Source organism: Brevibacillus sp. AY1 (assembly GCF_029870785.1).
Classification (GTDB): Bacteria; Bacillota; Bacilli; order Brevibacillales; family Brevibacillaceae; genus Brevibacillus; species Brevibacillus invocatus.
Genome location: NZ_JAFLPN010000025.1, coordinates 1 through 19571, shown reverse-complemented (window position 1 = coordinate 19571; position 19571 = coordinate 1). Strand labels below are relative to the sequence as shown.

Here is a 19571-nt window from a genome sequence, read left to right as displayed (position 1 = left end):
GGGGAGAAGCGATGAGTACGCAGATGCAGCATGCGCCGGCACCAACACCAGCCAGACGAAAGTCGATCACCGCTTCACCTTATTTCGTCTATGTCTTGGTATCGCCGCTCTTTTTCATCCTACTGGCCTATGTGATCTACCCTCTTTATGAAACGTTTATCGCGAGTGTCAACGTGGACGAAGAGATTACCTGGAAAAACTACGCACGCTTTTTCAGCCTGGAGCACACGGCCAATCTGGAGGCTTTGTGGACCAGCATTTACATATCGATCCTCAGTGTCATCACCTGTGGAATCGTTGGCGTGACGATGGCTTTTTTGCTGGAGCGCTACGAATTTCCCGGACGGAAAATTCTTTCGGTACTCGCCTTGGTGCCGATGGCCTTGCCGCCGCTCATTGGCGTATTGTCCTTCACCTATCTATACGGAGAGAGCGGGATCTTTCCGCGCGCCATCAAGGAATTTTTTGGACTGGCCCAGGTTCCGTTCTCGCTGAAAGGTTTTTGGGGTGTCGTGGTCGTCCATACTTTTACCATGTACACGTACTTTTTCATGACTGCCACTGCGGCGATCAAGGGGCTAGACCCCTCGCTGGAAGAAGCGGCAGCCAATCTCGGAGCCAATCGCTTTACCGTCTGGCGTCGCGTGATCCTGCCGATGCTGACGCCGGCCATGATTGCATCCTCTCTATTGGTGTTCATGGTTTCCATGGCATCCTATACGGCACCGCTCATCTTCGGGATCGACCGGACAATGACCATGCAGATCTATCTGTCACGAACAAATGGTGATCTGGACATGGCCGCCACGCAATCGACGATCCTGTCCGTGGTCTCCGTCGCATTTTTGCTGATCATGCGCTGGTATCAGGGTGCTCGCAACTACCAGAACCTGAGCAAAGGCGTCAGCGTGCATCGGACCGAGATCAAAAGCAAGGCTGGCCGTACCATCACGATGGTCCTGTCGTTCATTGCTACGATTATTTTGATGCTGCCGATTCTCGTTCTCGTGCTCATCTCGTTTTCAGTGGATGGAACATGGACGGTGCAAATCCTGCCGCCTCAGTACACATTAGAGCACTATATTGATCTGTTTACGGACAGCAAGACCTGGCGACCGATTGCCAACAGCTTGCAGCTTTCAGCCGTCGCCGTGGTTGGGATCGTGCTGTTCGGAGTAGCGGCAGCCTATGCGATGGTCCGTTTGAACTTCAAGGGAAAAACGCTGATGGACGTTTTGATCATGCTGCCTTGGGCACTCCCTGGTACGGTCGTAGCGGTAAATTTGATCGCTGCATTTAGCGAACCTACCGTTTTTAGCCTCAATCAAGTGCTGATCGGGACGTTCTGGATCATACCGTTGGCTTACTTCGTCCGCCATTTGCCACTTGTCTTTCGTTCAACCTCCGCAACCTTGATGCAGATGGACCCTTCGGTGGAAGAAGCAGCACGCAACCTGGGGGCTTCATGGTGGTACAGCTTCCGACGCGTGGTGTTTCCGATGGCGTGGGGAGGCATCTTGGCCGGGACGTTGCTTGCCTTTGTCCAGTGTATCGGAGAGTTTGTCGCCTCGATCCTGATCTTTACACCGCGCACGATGCCTTTGTCTGTAGCGGTTTATCAACGCATGTACAGCTTTGAGTTTGGCACAGCCTGCGCTTATGGCGTTTTGCAAATTGCTGTGATTATTATCGTTCTGTTCCTTTCGCGCAAGGTGGCTGGTGACAAGGTAAACACTGCCGTGTAAACCAACCAAAGTCTCCCGTATCTACAGTCAATCCTCGGCTGCAGCAGGAAGCGCACAGCATGAGCCGTGATTGAAATAGAGTTCAATTTCGAACAGGGAATGGAGGAACGTTCATGAGGAATGGGAAATTCACCAAGCTGTTCACGCTCACGACAGCAGTAGCGCTCGTCGGGAGTATGATCTGGCCTGCCGCACCACAGACCGCTCTTGCCGACAGAGGCGTGGTCGATCTGTGGAAGGCGATCAAACCGCTGACGACCATTGCCAGTGCGATGAATACCGGGGCTCATCCCGATGATGAGCACAGTGCGACACTGGCTTACTTGTCACTCGGCAAAGGCGTGGACACATCCAGTATCATCGCCAATCGCGGCGAAGGTGGACAAAACGAGATCGGCAGCGAGCTGGACAATGCGCTTGGCATCATCCGCACACGCGAGCTGCAAGAGGCTTCCAAGGTAACGAACGTTCATCTGGAAATGTTGAGCCAGCAAATCAACGACCCCATCTACGACTTCGGGTTCTCCAAAAGCCCGGACGAAACACTGGAAAAATGGGGAGAGCAAGTGGCGTATGAAAGGCTGATTCGCACAATCCGTACGTTGCGTCCCGATGTAGTCATTCCCGCATTCCTGAACGAACCCTCTACACACGGCCACCATCGTGCCATCAATATCATAACAGTTCGAGCATTTTCCGATGCTGCCGATCCTGCTGTCTTTCCACAGCATGCGCGAGAAGGCATCACGCCCTGGCAGGTGAAAAAGCTGTATGTGCCAGCAAAGGAAGATTCGCATACCGTGCGCGTTCCGGTAGGGGATTACGACGAGCTGTACGGCGCTTCCTACCTGCAGTTGGGCGAGGAATCCCGGTTCATGCACAAGAGCCAGGGCATGGGTCGTCACTACGACGAAGGACCGCGGTTCAACTATTACAAGCTGGATCAAACAAGCGGAGTCGCTAAAGAGAAGGAAGTGGACTTTTTTGACGGCATCGCCTTCACCTATGACGATTTGGCGAGAGAGGTGACAGCACAGCCAGGCGCGGGACAGATCGTAGCAGATCTGAAAAAACTGCAGCGGGACGCCGATGACGTCATTGCCGCTTTCCCTCGCTTTGCCGACGTTGCCAGAGAAGTGCACGAAATGCTGGTCGATGTGAACCAAGCGAGCGCAAAAGTGCAGGCTTCCAAGCTGGATGAAGCTATGAAAACAGATTTGCTGCACCGTCTTGACGTCAAGAAAGCGCAGTTGAACAAAGCGAGTGCCGAGGCGCTATCCCTGGTGCTCAAGGTAAAACCGGAGACAACTGAGCTGGTGGCAGGGCAGTCGACGAAGTTTAGCGTGACAGCTTACAACGGCGGACAGGTGCCGGTGAATCAGGTAAATCTGAAGCTGAACCTGCCGCGAGGATGGCAAGCAAAAGCCGTGACGGAGACTACATTCGCGCAACTGGGCTACAACCAGACAGCGACTGCGACGTACGAGGTATCGGTTCCGGCTGACGCTGTTCTGTTCCAGCCTTACGCTGCACCTGCTGTGACGGCAGATGTCTCCTATGAATTTGCCGGAGCGCAAGCGACCAGCAAAATCACACCAGCCGATACAGTAGCTCTATTGCCACCTTATGCCATGACACTAAGTCCCGAAGCGACCGTTCTGAATACGTTGAAACCAAAGGAACCGATTCCGGTCAAGGTAACTGTCAGAAATTACACGCCAGGGGCGGCCAAGACGAATATCTCCCTCAAGGTGCCTGCTGGCTGGAGTGTGGAGCCGAATGCAGCATCGCTTTATTTTGCAGCCAAGGGCGAGACCCAGTCTGTTGCCTTTACGGTCACGGCTGGCGCTTCGGTCAAGCCGGATACCTATACCATTACGGCTGTTGCCAGCGGCAATGGAAAAGAAAGCCGACATGGAGCTCAGATCATCCGCTACCCGCACATCGGAACGACCTACTTTGTGAAGCCAGCGTCTGTGACGATCCAGGCCTTTGACCTTCAGGTACCGGAAGGCTTGAAGGTTGGGTACGTATCCAGCGGCTTTGACAACATTGACCAGTATCTGCGCCAGTTTGGAGTCGATGTGACCAATCTTACGGCCAAGGACATCGAATCCGCCAACCTCAGCGAGTACGATACCATCGTCCTAGGCATCCGGGCGTACGGCTTCCGTCCCGAGCTGTTGTCGAGCAATGACCGTCTGCTGAAATACGTGGAGAACGGCGGTAATCTCGTCGTGCAGTACCATAAGCCGGAAGACAAGTGGAAGCCGGAACTGGCTCCATATCCAATCAAGATCGGTACTCCGTTGATCCAATGGCGAGTCACGGATGAGAATTCTTCAGTGAACATGCTGGCTCCAGACCACCCCTTGTTCAACGTGCCAAACAAAATAACCGACGAAGACTGGAATCATTGGATACAGGACCGCTCCGCCTACAACCCTGCTGAATGGGGCAAGGAGTACACCGAACTGATCAGCAATGGGGATCCAGGTGAAAACGAATTTACAGGTACATTCCTTTCTGCCAACTACGGCAAGGGAACCTACACGTATAGCTCCATTGTCTGGTATCGCGAAATTCCGGCATTGGTGCCAGGCGCGATACGGATGTTTGTCAACATGGTCAGTCTTCAGCAGTAAGCTGTTTTCCTGCATGGTAAAAATCAAACGAGAGATTCCTGCGAGATAGCTGTAGCAGCGCATGGCTCAAGGGAAGGGCGTCCGTCAATGGTCGCCCCTCCTCCTATACAAGCCGACATGAGCAGGAGAGGAGATGCGAATAGCAATGAATTACAAAGAGCGCATTTTTCAGCAAGAGGGAGCAGGCTTTCCTGGCAAAACGTATGTGGAAGCGGTGCTGGAGCCCGCCTTTAACGAGGCGAAAAACCATTTGCTTGGACCGATGATGGCGATCAACAAAGCGCATCTGATCATGCTTCGCGAACAGGAACTGATCACAGACAATGAAGCGAAAAGGATTGCTTGTGCCCTGAACGGGCTAGAACTGGATGAGCTGCGCCGTGCAACGTACACAGGGCAGTTTGAAGATTTGTTCTTTCAGGTAGAGAGTCGCCTTTTAGAGTTGGCCCCGGATGTAGCAGGAAACCTGCATCTGGCTCGAAGCCGCAACGACATGGGGATCACGATCTACCGCATGGTGCTGCGGGAAAAGCTGCTGGTTACCCTATCTTCGGCCCTCTATCTGAAAGAACACCTGCTGTTGTTCGCTGAGGAACACGCGGAGACGATCATGATTGGGTATACCCATACGCAGCAAGCCCAACCGACTACACTGGCCCACTACATGATGGCGGCAACCGATATGCTTGGTCGGGACATCCAGCGTTTGGTTCATGCCTATCAAACCTGCAACCGCAGTCCGATGGGGGCGGCAGCCTTAACGACATCCGGATTTGCGATCAGCCGCGAACGGATGAAAGAATTACTCGGGTTTGAACAATTGGTGGAAAATTCCTACGATGCGGTGTGCGGAGCCGATTATCTCGGCGAGGTGGCTACTGCAGTGCAGCTCGCAGCGATCAACCTGGGACGGGTCGTCCAGGATATGCTGCAATGGTGTACGCAGGAGTTCGCGGTTCTAAAGGTGGCACCGCCCTACGTACAGATCAGCTCAATCATGCCGCAGAAGCGAAATCCCGTCTCCTTTGAACACATGCGCTCCCTATTATCCAGCAGTATCGGCAATGCCACGACAGTTCTGACGATGATGCACAATACACCGTTTGGCGACATCGTGGATACAGAGGATGACATGCAGCCCTACGCCTGGCGCAGCATGTCGGTTCTGGAGCAGATGTACAGACTCATGGCGTGTGTAGTCGGTACGATGGAAGTGAACAAGGAAGGACTGCTTGAGCGTGCCCAGGGCAGCTTTGCTACGGTCACAGAATTGGCTGATACGCTGGTACGAACAGATCGCCTTTCATTCCGCGGCTCTCATCACATCGTCAGCCGCGTCGTCAAGGAAGCGATGCAGGCGGGACTGCGAGCCGATCAGATCAGCCTCGAGCTGGTGAATCAGGCAGCCAAAGAAGTGATCGGCAAGTCCTTGCTTCTTACGGAGGAAGAGCTGCGCCTTGCGCTGGATCCTGTCCATTTTGTCCAGATTCGCAAATTGCCTGGAGGACCGAATGCGGATGAGATCAGACGAGTGATCACAGCGCGAAGAAAAGAACTGCAGGCAGAAAGCGCGTGGCTTCAGCAGGCAAGACAGGCTTGTGCAGATGCGATGCAGCAATTGGATCAGATCACAGCCGAATGGAGTGTGGGGGGATGATAGCGGTGCGGATTCCTCTTCTTGCCGTAGATGGTGGGGGTACCAAATGCCTGGCGGTACTGATGGATCAATCCAGACAAGTGGTAGGTACTGGCCGATCAGGTTCATGCAATTATCAGGGGATCGGCGTGGAGGCAGCGGTTCGGGAATTGAAATCCGCCATCCAGCAAGCGCAGGAACAGGCTCTTGCCCAAGGTCAGGACGAAACTTCGACGGCTCCCGGCACTGTCTGGGAAGTAGAATGTGCCGTCATGGGAATTGCTGGTCTGGATACGGAATACGATCGCCAGGTGATCACCGGAATCGTACAAGAAGTGCTTGAGCAACTCTCGATAAAAGTACAGCACCTCGTCGTGGAGAATGACGGCTTCGCTGCATTGCTGGGAGCGACGGGGGGCAAGCCGGGAGTTCTGGTGATCGCGGGCACAGGTTCCATCGCCTATGGAGTCAATGGAAAACAGGAAACCTCCCGATCAGGGGGGTGGGGTCATCGTGTAGGAGATGAAGGCAGCGGCTATTGGATCGGCAAACAGGCAATCATGGCCGTCCTGAAAGCAGCGGATGGAAGAGGGAAAAAGACGGCACTTACAGATCTGCTGCTCCCCTATGTAGGCTTGAATCAAGTCGACGAATTGTTTAATTGGACGTATAGCCAGCATTACTCGATCGAAAAGGTAGGCGAGCTGTCTGTGCTCGTCAGTCAGGCGGCAGATGCAGGTGATGAGGTGGCTATCGCCATTTTGCAAAGCGCGGGGGATGAGCTGTATCTGGCAGCCACGGCCGTCATCGATCAGTTGGGGATGAAAGAAGAGCGTTTCCAGATGATCCTGCAGGGGGGCGTCTTGCAAAATGACGAGCGTGTACGGAGCAGCATCATGGCAAAAATGAGCAGCTATGCGCCTGAAGTCGTGTATGAAGATGCACAGCATGATCCGATTTATGGGGTAATTGCACAAGGATGGGCGTACTTGGATCGCCAGCCTTGAATCGTGTGAGAGGTGTTAACGATGTCAGCATGTAAGAAGATTATGATGATTTTTCCTCATCCGGATGACGAGTCTTTTGCCTGCGGAGGGACGTTGGCCCTGTGTCGCGAGCGTGGTCAGGAAACCTGTCTAATCTGTGTAACATCTGGCTGCAGAGGGCGTTCAGGGACATACGACATCTCCTGCCGAGAGAAGCTTGCGCGACATCGTGAGCAGGAGCTGGGACGCGCAGCCGAAGTATTGGGAATCAGCAGGCTGGAGCTTTTTCGCTATCCAGACGGTTCACTTGCTACGGTAGATCCTCAAGAGCTGTCGGAGAAAATAGAGCATGTCATACTTGACTGGAAACCAGGGGTGATCATTACGTTTCCACCTGATGGTGTGACTGGGCATCCAGACCATATCGCTACCTGTCATGCCACGACGCTGGCGGTAGAACGGGCCGAGCGGAGGTTGACCGCAGAGGAGTATCCCGATCTGTATTACGTTTCTATTCCTCATTACTATGATCATTGTTCGGATAAAGGACCGCAGCCTGCTGTTCCAATTACAGGCAAGGTGGATATTTCTGGTTTCCGCCTTCAAAAAGGGGAAGCGCTGCGCGCACATCTGAGTCAGGTCTATTCGGTCAATCGCGCTTATCCAGGCGTAATCGATGGGGATTTCGGGGTCATCGGCTGCTATGAGTACTATACACTCGTCCGCTCCAAAGGCCAACCCGTGAACCCGAAGAGAGGGAAGGAAGCCATTCCGCTGATCGAGTTTTAAGGAGGTGAATGAATGAGTCTGTTTGCTCGTTTTTTCTCCTCGCATAAATGCCTGATTTATACGGCAATGGGGAGTGAGGCGTATTTTCGTGTCGCATACCGCCTAAAAGCAGCAGGGGTGAGCTTTCGAACGCGAACGATTAGCGATTACGGAGGGCATAACAGAGAATTTTTTCCACTGACCGATCACATTCAGTACGATATTTACGTGAAAGCAGAAGATGAACACAAAGCACTTTCAGCGATTTTTGAAAGCTAAGCGCTGCACATACAAAAAGAAATGGCTGCCCGTGAAAAGGCAGCCGTTTACGTTTTATCAGATCAGTTCATTTCTGTTGATCTGCTCTCGGGAATCATGGAGCAATTGTTCCGTGTATACGTGATCATACTTTCCTGGAGGAAGCTTTGGTCTTTTTTTCGATCGTCGGGCAAACCAATCGTAGCTGACAGCAAAAATCAAAATGCCACCGATGACTGAGACGAGGAACACCCACATGGGCATGGTAAGCCCCCCTTTTTAAACCTTTTCTGACATATTATCATATGTGGAAAAATGTGTTAAGATGGTTTGGTTTATTGAAGTGGGAAGATTCCAAACTTTTGCGACCACATCGGGAAAAAGAACGGTACAATTCGTCCGCATCAACCTGAACGATGTACGACTTGAATTTCGCCCCGATAAAGGTTTTCTTATGGCGTACAAGCCGCCTTGGGAATATGGATGGTGGAGCATCATCCGGGCTGTACGCTCATGGAAAAATGCTGACGTTGCCCGGCAGGGGGCTGAGCAGATGACTGCTGAAGGAATTACCACGAGGCTGCCTACGCGAATGATTGCAGGAAAACAAATGGTTTCGTTGCGTGCCATCGCTGAAGCACTGGGCATGCAGGTCGAATGGGACCCGCAGACGAGCAAGGCAAGAATCATAGACAAGTAAGGACGGCTGCGTCGAAACGAATGGGAGAGTGAATCAACATGCTGCGCCGCTTTTTTGCTTACTACAGACCGTACAAAGGACTTTTTCTACTGGATTTTTGTTGTGCGATTGTGGCCGGGCTGTTAGAGCTGGCTTTTCCTATTGCCGTCAGCAAATTTATCGATGAGCTGCTGCCGGGTCAGAATTGGCCGCTCATCGTGCTGGCCTGCCTGGCATTGCTCGCCATCTATGCGTTTAATACCGCACTGAATTATATCGTGACGTATTGGGGCCACATGCTGGGTGTAAACATCGAAACCGACATGCGGCGAAAGCTGTTTGCGCATATTCAGAAGCTGAGCTTTCGCTTCTTTGACAACAACAAGACCGGACATTTGATCGGGCGCATGACCAACGATCTGAACGATATCGGTGAGCTGGCCCACCACGGACCAGAGGATGTGTTCATCGCCGTCATGACCTTGATCGGCTCGTTCTCGCTCATGGCGTATATCAATTTGGAGCTGGCTTTGCTGACCTTCATCATCGTCCCGGTCATGGGCTGGCTGATCATCGTTTTTGGCGGACGCATGACCAAGACCTACAGAAGGCTGTTTGACAATATCGGAAACTTCAATGCACGAATCGAAGACAACGTAGGCGGCATTCGGGTCGTGCAATCCTTCGCCAACGAAGCCCACGAAGCGAAGCTGTTTGCTACCGACAACCAACAATTTCGTCACACCAAGCTGTTGGCGTACAAAATCATGGCGAAAAGCATGTCCGTCAGCTACATGATGATGCGCCTCATCACGGTCTTTGTCATGATCTGCGGCGCATGGTTCTTCATTCAGGGCAAATTGGAAATGGGAGAGTTCATGGCCTTCCTGCTCTTGTCCAATATCTTCTTCCGTCCGATTGAAAAGATCAATGCCGTCATTGAAAGCTACCCCAAAGGAATTGCCGGTTTCAAACGCTATCTGGAAATCATGGATACGGAGCCGGAGATCGCAGATGCCCCGTATGCGAAGGATGTGGATGCGGTAAAAGGTGAAATCCGATACGAGGGCGTTTCCTTCAGCTACGATGAAGGAAGAGACATCTTGAAGGGAATCAACCTGAGGATCTATGCAGGTGAGACGGTTGCATTCGTCGGTCCTTCTGGTGCAGGGAAGACGACGATCTGCAGTTTGCTGCCGCGGTTTTATGAAGTGACAGGAGGCAGAATTACCATCGACGGCATCGACATTCGCGATATGAAGCTGCAATCGCTGCGCAAGCACATCGGCATCGTCCAGCAGGATGTCTTCTTGTTCTCCGGAACGATTCGAGAAAACATCGCTTATGGCGATCTGAGCGCCAGCGAGGAGCAGATCTGGGAAGCCGCGAGACGAGCATCTTTGGAGGACATCATCCGCAGTTTGCCAAATGGCATGGATACGGTCATCGGTGAGCGCGGAGTCAAGCTTTCTGGCGGTCAGAAGCAGCGCTTGTCCATTGCCCGAATGTTTCTCAAGAACCCGCCGATTCTGATACTGGATGAGGCGACCTCTGCTCTGGATACCGAGACTGAAGCCCTCATTCAGCAGTCTCTCTCGGAGCTGTCGGAAGGACGTACGACACTTGTGATTGCTCATCGTCTGACCACGATCAAAAATGCTGACCGAATCATCGTTGTCAACAAGGAAGGAATTGCGGAGCAGGGCAACCATCAGGAGCTGATCACTTCCGGTGGAATCTACAGTAGACTCCATGAAGCGCAGTACTCGAGTTAAGGGATGGGATTCAGGCAGGATTTGCTTCCTATACAGACGAAATTCATGCGCGAGCTGCATATAAATCATATTATCGTGCGTTTTGGGCCTATTTATGGGAAAAACAGCAATGGACTGTGGGACAAGCGTACGTCAGCCATGATGCAGCTATTGGGGGAAGGCAAGGAAATAGTGCGGACAAGCAATCTGTATAAAAGCTTTATCCATGTAGAGGATTTGGCAGCGGCCTTGCACGAGTTGGTTGATAGCGAGTATACCGGGACGATCCATCTGGGCCCATCTGAAAAAGAAAGCTACTACTCGTTTCACTGGAAAATGGCAGGGATGCTAGGCTTGAATCAAGAACTGATAAAAAACAATCAACTTGCGCCCGACGAAGCGCGCAAGCTGGGAATACCTTTGGACACATCCCTGGATACCACGAAAGCACGGCGAATGCTGACGCGTTCATTTCGTCAGACATCGAGATAAAACAGTCGGGAGGGAAAACAATGAAAACAATAGGATTGATCGGTGGCATGAGTTGGGAATCCTCGCAATTGTACTATCAACTGGTAAACCGTGCTGTCAGAGAAAAGCTGGGCGGACTGCACTCGGCCAAGTGTATTTTGTTTTCCGTTGATTTTGCCGAAATTGAAGTCATGCAGAAAGAGGGAAGATGGGACGAGGCTGGAGAGCGCATGGCGGAAGCTGCACGAAGCCTGGAGGCGGCAGGTGCCGACTTCATCGTGCTTTGCACCAACACCATGCATAAGCTGGCTTCCTTTATTCAGGGGGCGACTCCTCTTCCGTTTTTGCACATCGGGGATGCGACAGCTGCCGCTATCTTGAGAGATGGGCATCAGCGAGTCGGTCTTCTCGCCACCCGATTTACGATGGAGCAGGATTTTTATACAGGAAGGCTTCGTGACAAGCATGGACTGGAGGTCTTGCTGCCGAATGGACAGGAAAGACAGACAGTGCATGCGATTATTTATGACGAATTGTGCCAAGGTGTGATCAAGGAAGACTCCAAGAAAAAGTATGAAGCCATCATCCGTCGACTGATCGACGAGGGAGCGCAAGCCATCATTCTCGGCTGTACGGAAATCGGGCTTTTGATCTCGCAGGAGGATTGTCCTGTTCCTGTCTTTGATTCGACGACGATTCATGCGGAGCTGGCTGTGGAAGCTGCTTTGACTGTTGAGAACGTGAGATAAGGTACGTCATCGCACCTGATTCATTCTCTAACTCTGCTATAATAGGATCAGTAGGTGGAAATGGGAGATGATGACATGATCGACAGTCTGGATCACTTGGTTCTCACGGTCCGAGATATCGAAGCTACCTGTCAATTCTACGAACGGGTCCTGGGCATGACATCGATCACGTTTGGTGAAAACAGAAAGGCTTTACTGTTCGGCAATCAAAAAATCAACCTTCATCAGGCAGGCAAGGAATGGGAGCCAAAAGCTCAGCATCCTGTACCAGGCTCGGCTGACCTGTGCTTGCTCTCCTCATGGCCGATGGAGAAGCTGCTCCAGCACCTAACGGCATGCGGAGTCGAAATCGTCGAAGGACCTGTACAGCGCACGGGAGCAAAAGCGCCGCTGCTCTCGATCTATCTGCGCGACCCGGATGAGAATCTCATCGAAATCGCAAATCAGCTGGATTCTTTTTCGGCAGTAGGTGGCGAGGCTACGGCAATCGCCCAGCTCTTCAAAGACCGCGAGCAAGGCATCATGGGAGAACAGCGCCTGGGCTTTTTCAGTGTCCTGCTACCCCTAGTAACGATGGACGATGGTCGTCTGGGTATTTTGTTTGAAAAACGGGCGAGTACGATGCGCAGACAAGCAGATGAGATATGCTTTCCGGGAGGGCGCAAGGAAGAGGATGACGAATCCAATTGGGCGACTGCCCGGAGGGAGACAAGTGAAGAGCTTGGTCTGCCGATGGATCAGATTGAATATATAGGAGCTTTGGATATCTTGCTGGGACCAGGATCTTCCTGTGTCTATCCATTTGTCGGATATTTGAAACAGATCGAGGGGATGAATCCCAATCCCGATGAAGTCGGAGAGGTGTTTATCATCCCGCTGGATACGTTCCGCTCCATGCAGCCAGCCAGACATCGGGTGACGATGTTCATGGAACCAGAGAAGGATTTCCCGTTTCATCTGATTCCTGGCGGGAGACGCTCGCCGTGGCGTACAGGCCAGTTGGAGCATCTCTTTTACGAAATCGACGGACGAGTGATCTGGGGCATGACAGCTCGGGTGCTCGCCCATTTCATAGAACTGATTGAGGAGTACGAATTGCCGCATGAATGGGGGAAAAGAGTGGAATGAGCATGTGGTCGAACAGTGAACTGGCAAAGCGTTTGCACATACAATGGCCGATCATCCAGGCTGGCATGGCCGGAGGGACGACGACTCCTGAGCTGGTTGCTGCCGTCTCACAGGCCGGTGGACTAGGAACCCTGGGCGCGGCCTATATGAATGCCGAGCAGATACGCGCGGCCATTCGGGCCATTCGCGAACAGACGGACAAACCATTTGGTGTTAACCTGTTTATTCCCGAACCATTTGACGCCCATCAGAAGGTCGCCGAGTCGGTATCCCGTGTCATGAACGAAGTCCGCAGCCAATTGGACATTCCCCTGGATCCGGACGTGGCTAGCTTCACGGAACCGTTCGAGAAGCAGATGGCCATCGTTTTGGAAGAGCGTGTTCCTGTGTTCAGCTTCACCTTTGGCATGCTGGATCAGGCCTGGATGAAAAAGCTGAAGGAGCAGGGCGTGACCGTGATCGGAACAGCAACGACTGTGCGCGAAGCAGTGGCGCTGGAGGAAAGCGGAGTCGATATGCTGACTGCACAAGGAAGTGAAGCAGGCGGACATCGCGGTTCCTTTTTGCCGGATGCTCCCAGTAATATGATCGGGACGATGGCGTTGGTGCCGCAGATCGTGGATCGGGTGAACGTTCCAGTCATTGCAGCTGGAGGAATCATGGATGGTCGTGGAATCGCTGCTGCGTTTGCATTGGGAGCACAGGCCGTTCAACTGGGTACTGTCTTTTTGACCTGTACCGAGAGCGGTGCCCATTCGTTGCATAAGCGAGCAGTCCTCGAAGCCAGCGATGAGAGCGTAGTGATCACACGCGCTTTTTCAGGAAAAGCAGCGAGGGGCGTTTCGAACCATTTTATGAAACTGTTGGCCCCTTTGGAGAAGGAGCTCCCTTCTTATCCAGTACAAAACGCGTTGACCCGCGACATTCGTGCCGCCGCGAGCAAGCAGCAGAAAAGCGAGTATTTGTCGATGTGGGCGGGGCAAGCAGCATCGCTGGCAAAGGCTTGCACGGCCAAAGAACTGATCCAGCGATTGGTGGAAGAGACTGAGCAGGTACGGAGTCGATTGTAGTTAACAACATCCAGCTGAACGGAATAGATAGATGGGCAGCGAGAGGAAGGGTTGGAGAATGAACGTAATATACGCGCTCAGGGGCAAGGTCGTAACCGACGGAAAAGAGATTCTGGACGGTTTGGTACTTGTACATGGAAAAAGTATTCAATATGCAGGGACTGCTGACGACTACGTGGGAGAAATGCCGGATTCGATCATTGACGTGGCAGAAGGATGGATTTGTCCCGGCTTCATCGATATCCACATGCATGGAATAGCAGGTCACGATACGATGGATGCGACACCTGAGTCCCTGCAGGCCATCTCGAAGGCTTTGACGGGCTACGGGGTGACATCATTTTTGGCTACAACGATGACGGCTTCGTATGATCAGTTGGAGCGAGCTTTACAAAATATCGTCACGGTAAACGAAAAGGGACTGGACGGGGCAGAGGTCGTAGGCATTCATTTGGAAGGACCCTGGATCAATCCTCGCTACAAAGGTGCGCAAAATGAAAAGGATATTGCTGCGCCCAGCCTGGCAGAAGTCAGACATCTGTATGAAATCGCGCGCGGTCTGATCAAGGTTGTAACGATAGCACCGGAACAACCTGGCGCGTTGGAGGCGATTTCCTGGCTCAGAGAGCAGGGAGTGATCGTCTCGGCTGGTCATACCGGGGCGAGCTTTGATCAGGCAAAGCAGGCCGTTGATGCAGGCGTCCGACATTTTACTCACTGCTTCAATGCCATGACTGGCCTCCATCATCGCGAACCGGGTGTAGTGGGGGCAGCGATGTTTCATGAACAGCTCAGCACCGAGCTGATCGCGGATGGTATTCATGTCCACCCTGCCGTGATGCGGATTCTGTACCGGATCAAATCGGCGGAGCGGCTGGCGCTGATCAGTGACTCGATGCGGGCGGCTGCACTCGGAGCAGGCACGTACGACTTGGGCGGCCAGGAGGTGCATGTCAGTGACGGGGAAGCCAAGCTGGCAGATGGGACGCTGGCTGGCAGTATCTTGACACTGAATCAGGCCGTCGGCAATATGGTTGAGAAAAGCGGTGTTCCATTGGCAGAAGCGGTGCGGATGGCCTCGCAAACCCCGGCAAGCATCCTCGGAATCGATGGAAAAAAAGGGCGTCTGGCTGCGGGGTACGATGCAGATGTAACCGTCCTGAATGACCGATTTGAGAGTACCCTGACGATTGTGGCTGGGCAAGAAGTCTATCGTAGGTAGAGAAATACAAGAGATTAAGAAGTGGAAGGCGAAGTAGAGTAAAGGGTGTTCTATGAAAATAAAGGTGCAGACTGAAACCTAAAAATGAAACAGCGGTGACCTAAGATCTGAAAAAAAGTCTTAGACTGCCGCTGTTGTTTTTGAATCCGTTAGCGTAACACTCATTTCACGATGTGATATACAAACACCATCAGTGGTTGCTCAGCTAAATGTTCTATCTCTTTTTCATCTAATTCATCTGATATGGGTAACCCGTCATGATATTGAAAAGAGAGAAACTCTTCTAAAATTGGGACAGCAGTTTGATCGGCTCCCATGGTGCCCTGCAATGGTTTCAGATCAACACACCATCTATCTTTTTCGGGAAAAATCTTCACTCAAGATACGCATCCATTTTCCACCCTAACTATTGTGATAAGATCAGGAGCTTTGCAAATGGTTTATTGCCCTTTTTGTGATGGTCAAGGTGTTATTTACAAAGCCAAGGTAATTTCAACAAGCTCAGTGATTTTAATATGTGACGAATGTGACACGATGTGGAACACTCATGAGATAATTGCTGAGAATTGCCTTAATTTCAAAAAGTACATGCAACCCTTTGGCTTAAAGGGACTTTGGTCAGAACTTGAAGAGGTAAGTTTATATAACCCAAAGTGAGCATGATACCTTAAATTTCCTCTTCCCCACTCAGATGTTAAATTCTTTTTTGATTATTATGTGAATATCTGTCCTAGGGGGTGGAAGTTTGTCCACTAATTACAATGAAATTATGGATATTATTGTATCTCTCGAAACACACAGGTCCAAGAAATCTGATCAAGAAATCATAAACAAAATTTTATCCTGGACTCCGAGTTATTCTTGTGAGAGCGCTGCAAAAGGCTATTTTATGATTGTGTCGATTGTTCTCCATTTTCGGCCAGTAAGAGCCAATATCATCCCTAGAAGTATGGTTCACATTGGCTCGCGACAGCCCATACAAAAATTGAAGTTTTTCAAAAAGCACTTCTGCATTTGTCAGCAGAAGTTTAATTACGCATCGTTATACGTTGTCGCTCGGATGGCAGAAGGTATATAGTTGTCGCACAGCTTTTTTGACCCCATCTTTTTTCTCCTTGCCCTGTAAACGGCGCTTGTTCCTTTCTCTCCTGCCCAACATGCCACTCCTACGACCTCCTTGATCAAGTTTGGCGCAGGCTCATACTACTGTAACCCACGAGCATCAAGCATCATTCGCTTTCCCCAGTCATTCCCGCCTTTCTGAACTGCTTGCTAAGAAGCGAAACCGAATCCTTCAATGCAAAATCTTTTCTCCAGGGTGAATAGGGTCTTTTACTACCTGGATTAGCGTTCGCATTCGCCTTGGGTTAACTGAACCGATTCCTGTCAATTCCTTTGCCCGCAGTACATTACCTAGCTCGTCTAATGCCACGAATCGTTTCCTCCTTCCAATCAATCGATTATTATGAACAACAAATCATAATTACATCGAAAATGATACGGTGAAATAAATCCTCCTCATCACAATTTCTCTTTTGTTAAATGATTTTGTTGATATTTTCCTTTGCAGCCGGAAAAGTTACTGATGAAGGAGTGACTTTTCGATGCGGAAATTGATTATCTTATTGGGCATCTTTTTGTTTTCGTTTTTTACCACAAACACTTATGCAATAGTGTTACCTCCCAAGCCACCAGTCAGGGACATCATCAACTCGATCGATCACTGGATCCGAAAAGGTTGGACACTTGAGCAACATGTTAGGCATGAATGTGAGGCACACGAATCATGGAAAATTCCTCGCGGCCATAAATGGCTCAAAAATTTCAATATCGTAACTGTGACTCACAATAGTGACGGCAGCTATACTGTTATCGCTACATATGAATACAGTGGGATTAAATGCGCTGCCACTGCTAAGGTGATCAAGCAAAACGATATTTGGGTTAATCAAGAGCTGTGGTTCAATTACCACAAGTAATGTTGTGTTAAACAATCCTTGTGTACATTTTCCTTTCAAAAGATTCACATGTTGATCGTTAACAGAGGAATATTAAATTTCTTACAGAAACCTAAACTATCTGTTAGAGATCTTGGAGGTAACATTACGATGAGAGAAATAACTACTGAAGCACTTTTTCATCTCTATCTTGATACCCTTGAAAGTTGTGGTTCCTATCTACGCAATTCATCTGATGATGTTGTTGGGTATGAAATATTTGAGCAGTTCGATATTGGTGTAGTTTCTTTTTTTCATGAAAGCAGCCTACTACGACTATTGAATGCTGGGTTTATCAATATCGAAACGATGCAAAGAAGTTCTGAATTAAGACGGTTGGCTTTGGAATTACAGAAAGAAAATGAATGGAGTTTAAAGGCTTTCAGAACCTCTACAAGATGGACTACATTGTTAGCTCTAGCAGATGAAATTAGATCTATGATTAATGTCGATTAATATCCAGTGAACCAATCTCATCTTTTCCTTTCGCTAACAACAATCTATGGCACTTATCAAATCGATTGTTTTGTTCAACGGATGACTTTCCAATGTCCCGAGTTAAATTTCTCTTGGGCTTCTTCGAGACTAATTGCTGTGCTTGAACCGTCGGCGTATACAACGCGAATCTTGCCCGTTAGACATCCAAAATCGTCACTATCGAAAGAAACTAGCATGTATCCGGCACTTGAGCATTTTACAAATTCACAGCCGTCGATATCGTAAACGTTAAACATTTCATGCCCCCCATTTAACAAATCGTGTGTTTTGTGAAACCTTTCATTTAAATTGCCGTCTTAACTACTATCTGTAAATAATTACTAAATTCAAGGGGAGAAATGGATTTAATGAAAAGAAGTAGAAAAGTTTTATTGCTTTGTCTCGCACTGCTATTAATCATAGTTGGTGCCATATGGAACAACTTTACGGGAAACCCTATCTCATCATATTTTGTTGATGCCTCTGTAAAAGATTACTTGTTCCTCCAGAAAGAATATGGTGTAAATGAAATTAAGACGATTAATACACATTTTTCTAAGGCTACTGGTCGTTATGTTGCTGAGGTCACTTTTCAAGATGAACCTGATGTTATATACCATTATGAGAAGAGAGGTAATACCGTTAAGCAGGTATATGCTTTTGATATTACTGATAAACCATTGAGACAGTTTATACACGAAGAGAAGGAATAAACTAACAGCAAATAATGTCGTCTCAAGCCGCCCAAAAACTACGAGGGGCGGTCTTTCATTTTACCGATGAGATAAGTGGCGCTCAGTTCCCCAGTATCTTCAAATTTGCTATTATTTTGTTATCCATTTATGAAAGGAAATCAAAAGTTGATAATTTTTTTCTTCTTTGCATCTGTTTTGCTGGGACTCGTTTGTTTTATGATAGGAGCTCCTTTATTAATCATTGCTTTTTTCGAGAAGAGGTTTGTGAAGAGTAGTATTTTCCTGCTGATTTCATTCTGTACGTGTTTAGCAATAAGTATTTGGCTGTACAAGTCGCAAATTGAGCCGTTGCTTGACCTAATCGGAGAGTAACTATGTCTATCACATTAACTATCGTGTTAAGTTGCGATGTGAAAACTCACACTGTATTCGCAGCCTGCCTCTTTCGGGCTTCTGTGATAACTCTTGCCACCGTGCAATTTCGATTGCTCAGCTTTTTCAAAGAGGATTGGATATTTTGAAACCCTATCGGAATCGACATATTGCAAGATTTTGTATTCTTTCATAAACTTTTCGGCCTCGATGTCATAGCCAGATCGGTCGAAATGATTACCGATCAATTCACCGACATCATATTCATCTTCTAAAACGTAAAACTCTTCACTATAGCCAGAATAAACAAGGAATGCCTCGTCATTATCTGCAAGCAGGGACTTCACCTCGCGCATCGCTGCAAACGGACTTTCTATCGCTACTGGTTTTTTAGACATTTTCTTTACCTCCTACACATTTTGTAAAGCGATTGAGCTCGTTTTCTTTCCTCCTACGGTTTTAGATGGTAATATTTAGTCCATAAAGGAGCCATTCCTGTAATGAATGAATTTGGGGTTTGAATAAAAAAAGCACCTTCTGTAAACTGGGAAACGTTCCGCCCAAAGAACAATTACCCGTACAGGAGGCACTCCACAATGAAGTATAGGCAATCGAAAAAGCAGAATCAACGTATTCAACAAATTACCGAATTAACCCTTGTTGTCGGTGCAGATATTGCCAAGAAAACGCATGTTGCCAGAGCTGTCGATTTCCGCGGAATCGAGATTGGTAAGGACTGCGTGTTCGGCAATGACCATTCTGGCCTGACGAAACTCGTTTCGTGGATGAAGGAGCTTCAGCGGCAATACGCCAAGACGGACATCATCTTGGGCATTGAGCCAACTGGACACTACTGGTTTCCACTGGCCGAATTTCTGCATCGAGAAAACATCAAAGTCGTTATCGTGAATCCTCATCA

General features: G+C 49.6%; 21 protein-coding genes. 17 read left to right on the top strand and 4 right to left on the bottom strand.

Annotated elements, in window-relative coordinates:
• Positions 1-11: 11 nt before the first annotated feature.
• From JZI27_RS17860 to JZI27_RS17835, 6 genes are all read left to right on the top strand, one after another.
• Positions 12-1745: an ABC transporter permease gene (locus tag JZI27_RS17860; RefSeq protein ID WP_280208504.1), complete on the top strand. Its 1734-nt coding sequence runs from the start codon at positions 12-14 to the stop codon at positions 1743-1745.
• 113 nt (positions 1746-1858) lie between these two features.
• A complete protein-coding gene (locus JZI27_RS17855; protein ID WP_280208502.1) occupies positions 1859-4390 on the top strand; it encodes an NEW3 domain-containing protein in 2532 nt (843 codons plus the stop codon).
• Between the two features lie 145 nt (positions 4391-4535).
• A complete protein-coding gene (gene argH, locus JZI27_RS17850; RefSeq protein ID WP_280208499.1) occupies positions 4536-6047 on the top strand; it encodes an argininosuccinate lyase in 1512 nt (503 codons plus the stop codon).
• The gene (locus tag JZI27_RS17845) at positions 6044-7033 is read left to right on the top strand and encodes an N-acetylglucosamine kinase (protein ID WP_280208498.1); all 990 of its coding nucleotides are present in this window, start codon (positions 6044-6046) and stop codon (positions 7031-7033) included. Before argH ends, JZI27_RS17845 begins: the two co-directional genes overlap by 4 nt.
• Before the next feature lie 21 nt (positions 7034-7054).
• Positions 7055-7801 (top strand): PIG-L deacetylase family protein, encoded by a 747-nt coding sequence (locus JZI27_RS17840; RefSeq protein ID WP_251244355.1) that lies wholly within the window; start codon positions 7055-7057, stop codon positions 7799-7801.
• Positions 7802-7813: 12 nt separating this feature from the next.
• Positions 7814-8059 carry a hypothetical protein gene (locus JZI27_RS17835; RefSeq protein ID WP_122908778.1) on the top strand — a complete coding sequence of 82 codons (246 nt, stop codon included), beginning with the start codon at positions 7814-7816 and terminating at the stop codon, positions 8057-8059.
• A 57-nt stretch (positions 8060-8116) separates the two neighbouring features.
• Here the strand turns inward: JZI27_RS17835 and JZI27_RS17830 are convergent, their stop codons facing one another.
• Positions 8117-8302 (bottom strand): hypothetical protein, encoded by a 186-nt coding sequence (locus JZI27_RS17830; protein ID WP_251244356.1) that lies wholly within the window; start codon positions 8300-8302, stop codon positions 8117-8119.
• A 61-nt stretch (positions 8303-8363) separates the two neighbouring features.
• Between JZI27_RS17830 and JZI27_RS17825 the strand changes: the two genes are divergently transcribed.
• The 7 genes from JZI27_RS17825 (at position 8364) to nagA (ending at position 15111) form a co-directional block, all read left to right on the top strand.
• Positions 8364-8738 (top strand): stalk domain-containing protein, encoded by a 375-nt coding sequence (locus JZI27_RS17825; protein ID WP_280208493.1) that lies wholly within the window; start codon positions 8364-8366, stop codon positions 8736-8738.
• 38 nt (positions 8739-8776) lie between these two features.
• Positions 8777-10492: an ABC transporter ATP-binding protein gene (locus JZI27_RS17820; RefSeq protein ID WP_280208491.1), complete on the top strand. Its 1716-nt coding sequence runs from the start codon at positions 8777-8779 to the stop codon at positions 10490-10492.
• A 3-nt stretch (positions 10493-10495) separates the two neighbouring features.
• Positions 10496-10963: an SDR family oxidoreductase gene (locus JZI27_RS17815; RefSeq protein WP_280208490.1), complete on the top strand. Its 468-nt coding sequence runs from the start codon at positions 10496-10498 to the stop codon at positions 10961-10963.
• A gap of 20 nt (positions 10964-10983) precedes the next feature.
• Positions 10984-11691 (top strand): aspartate/glutamate racemase family protein, encoded by a 708-nt coding sequence (locus JZI27_RS17810; protein WP_251244359.1) that lies wholly within the window; start codon positions 10984-10986, stop codon positions 11689-11691.
• A gap of 75 nt (positions 11692-11766) precedes the next feature.
• Positions 11767-12819, top strand: coding sequence for a VOC family protein (locus tag JZI27_RS17805; protein ID WP_280208489.1), 1053 nt, complete (start codon positions 11767-11769; stop codon positions 12817-12819).
• A gap of 2 nt (positions 12820-12821) precedes the next feature.
• Positions 12822-13889 carry an NAD(P)H-dependent flavin oxidoreductase gene (locus JZI27_RS17800; RefSeq protein WP_280208550.1) on the top strand — a complete coding sequence of 356 codons (1068 nt, stop codon included), beginning with the start codon at positions 12822-12824 and terminating at the stop codon, positions 13887-13889.
• A gap of 58 nt (positions 13890-13947) precedes the next feature.
• On the top strand, positions 13948-15111 hold the full coding sequence (gene nagA / locus JZI27_RS17795; RefSeq protein ID WP_251244361.1) for an N-acetylglucosamine-6-phosphate deacetylase: 1164 nt from the start codon (positions 13948-13950) through the stop codon (positions 15109-15111).
• A 161-nt stretch (positions 15112-15272) separates the two neighbouring features.
• On the opposite strand, the gene JZI27_RS17790 is transcribed toward nagA, so the two are convergent.
• Both JZI27_RS17790 and JZI27_RS17785 read right to left on the bottom strand, forming a co-directional pair.
• On the bottom strand, positions 15273-15488 hold the full coding sequence (locus JZI27_RS17790) for a hypothetical protein (RefSeq protein WP_251244362.1): 216 nt from the start codon (positions 15486-15488) through the stop codon (positions 15273-15275).
• 917 nt (positions 15489-16405) lie between these two features.
• Positions 16406-16543: a hypothetical protein gene (locus JZI27_RS17785; RefSeq protein ID WP_251244363.1), complete on the bottom strand. Its 138-nt coding sequence runs from the start codon at positions 16541-16543 to the stop codon at positions 16406-16408.
• A gap of 172 nt (positions 16544-16715) precedes the next feature.
• Between JZI27_RS17785 and JZI27_RS17780 the strand changes: the two genes are divergently transcribed.
• The 3 genes from JZI27_RS17780 (at position 16716) to JZI27_RS17770 (ending at position 18298) form a co-directional block, all read left to right on the top strand.
• Positions 16716-17090, top strand: a complete 375-nt coding sequence (locus JZI27_RS17780; protein ID WP_251244364.1) for a hypothetical protein — start codon at positions 16716-16718, stop codon at positions 17088-17090.
• Between the two features lie 129 nt (positions 17091-17219).
• Positions 17220-17564: a hypothetical protein gene (locus tag JZI27_RS17775; protein WP_251244365.1), complete on the top strand. Its 345-nt coding sequence runs from the start codon at positions 17220-17222 to the stop codon at positions 17562-17564.
• 389 nt (positions 17565-17953) lie between these two features.
• On the top strand, positions 17954-18298 hold the full coding sequence (locus JZI27_RS17770) for a DUF3139 domain-containing protein (RefSeq protein ID WP_280208488.1): 345 nt from the start codon (positions 17954-17956) through the stop codon (positions 18296-18298).
• 380 nt (positions 18299-18678) lie between these two features.
• On the opposite strand, the gene JZI27_RS17765 is transcribed toward JZI27_RS17770, so the two are convergent.
• Positions 18679-19050, bottom strand: a complete 372-nt coding sequence (locus JZI27_RS17765; protein WP_251244367.1) for a hypothetical protein — start codon at positions 19048-19050, stop codon at positions 18679-18681.
• A 198-nt stretch (positions 19051-19248) separates the two neighbouring features.
• On the opposite strand from JZI27_RS17765, the gene JZI27_RS17760 reads away from it, so the two are divergent.
• On the top strand, positions 19249-19571 hold a 323-nt coding region (locus tag JZI27_RS17760), incomplete at its 3' end, for an IS110 family transposase (protein ID WP_280208487.1).

Coding starts and splice junctions, on each gene's coding strand:
- JZI27_RS17860 (WP_280208504.1), top strand. CDS start 12: ATGAGTACGCAGATGCAGCATGCGCCGGCACCAACACCAGCCAGACGA.
- JZI27_RS17855 (WP_280208502.1), top strand. CDS start 1,859: ATGAGGAATGGGAAATTCACCAAGCTGTTCACGCTCACGACAGCAGTA.
- argH (WP_280208499.1), top strand. CDS start 4,536: ATGAATTACAAAGAGCGCATTTTTCAGCAAGAGGGAGCAGGCTTTCCT.
- JZI27_RS17845 (WP_280208498.1), top strand. CDS start 6,044: ATGATAGCGGTGCGGATTCCTCTTCTTGCCGTAGATGGTGGGGGTACC.
- JZI27_RS17840 (WP_251244355.1), top strand. CDS start 7,055: ATGTCAGCATGTAAGAAGATTATGATGATTTTTCCTCATCCGGATGAC.
- JZI27_RS17835 (WP_122908778.1), top strand. CDS start 7,814: ATGAGTCTGTTTGCTCGTTTTTTCTCCTCGCATAAATGCCTGATTTAT.
- JZI27_RS17830 (WP_251244356.1), bottom strand. CDS start 8,302: ATGCCCATGTGGGTGTTCCTCGTCTCAGTCATCGGTGGCATTTTGATT.
- JZI27_RS17825 (WP_280208493.1), top strand. CDS start 8,364: ATGGTTTGGTTTATTGAAGTGGGAAGATTCCAAACTTTTGCGACCACA.
- JZI27_RS17820 (WP_280208491.1), top strand. CDS start 8,777: ATGCTGCGCCGCTTTTTTGCTTACTACAGACCGTACAAAGGACTTTTT.
- JZI27_RS17815 (WP_280208490.1), top strand. CDS start 10,496: ATGGGATTCAGGCAGGATTTGCTTCCTATACAGACGAAATTCATGCGC.
- JZI27_RS17810 (WP_251244359.1), top strand. CDS start 10,984: ATGAAAACAATAGGATTGATCGGTGGCATGAGTTGGGAATCCTCGCAA.
- JZI27_RS17805 (WP_280208489.1), top strand. CDS start 11,767: ATGATCGACAGTCTGGATCACTTGGTTCTCACGGTCCGAGATATCGAA.
- JZI27_RS17800 (WP_280208550.1), top strand. CDS start 12,822: ATGTGGTCGAACAGTGAACTGGCAAAGCGTTTGCACATACAATGGCCG.
- nagA (WP_251244361.1), top strand. CDS start 13,948: ATGAACGTAATATACGCGCTCAGGGGCAAGGTCGTAACCGACGGAAAA.
- JZI27_RS17780 (WP_251244364.1), top strand. CDS start 16,716: ATGCGGAAATTGATTATCTTATTGGGCATCTTTTTGTTTTCGTTTTTT.
- JZI27_RS17775 (WP_251244365.1), top strand. CDS start 17,220: ATGAGAGAAATAACTACTGAAGCACTTTTTCATCTCTATCTTGATACC.
- JZI27_RS17770 (WP_280208488.1), top strand. CDS start 17,954: ATGAAAAGAAGTAGAAAAGTTTTATTGCTTTGTCTCGCACTGCTATTA.
- JZI27_RS17765 (WP_251244367.1), bottom strand. CDS start 19,050: ATGTCTAAAAAACCAGTAGCGATAGAAAGTCCGTTTGCAGCGATGCGC.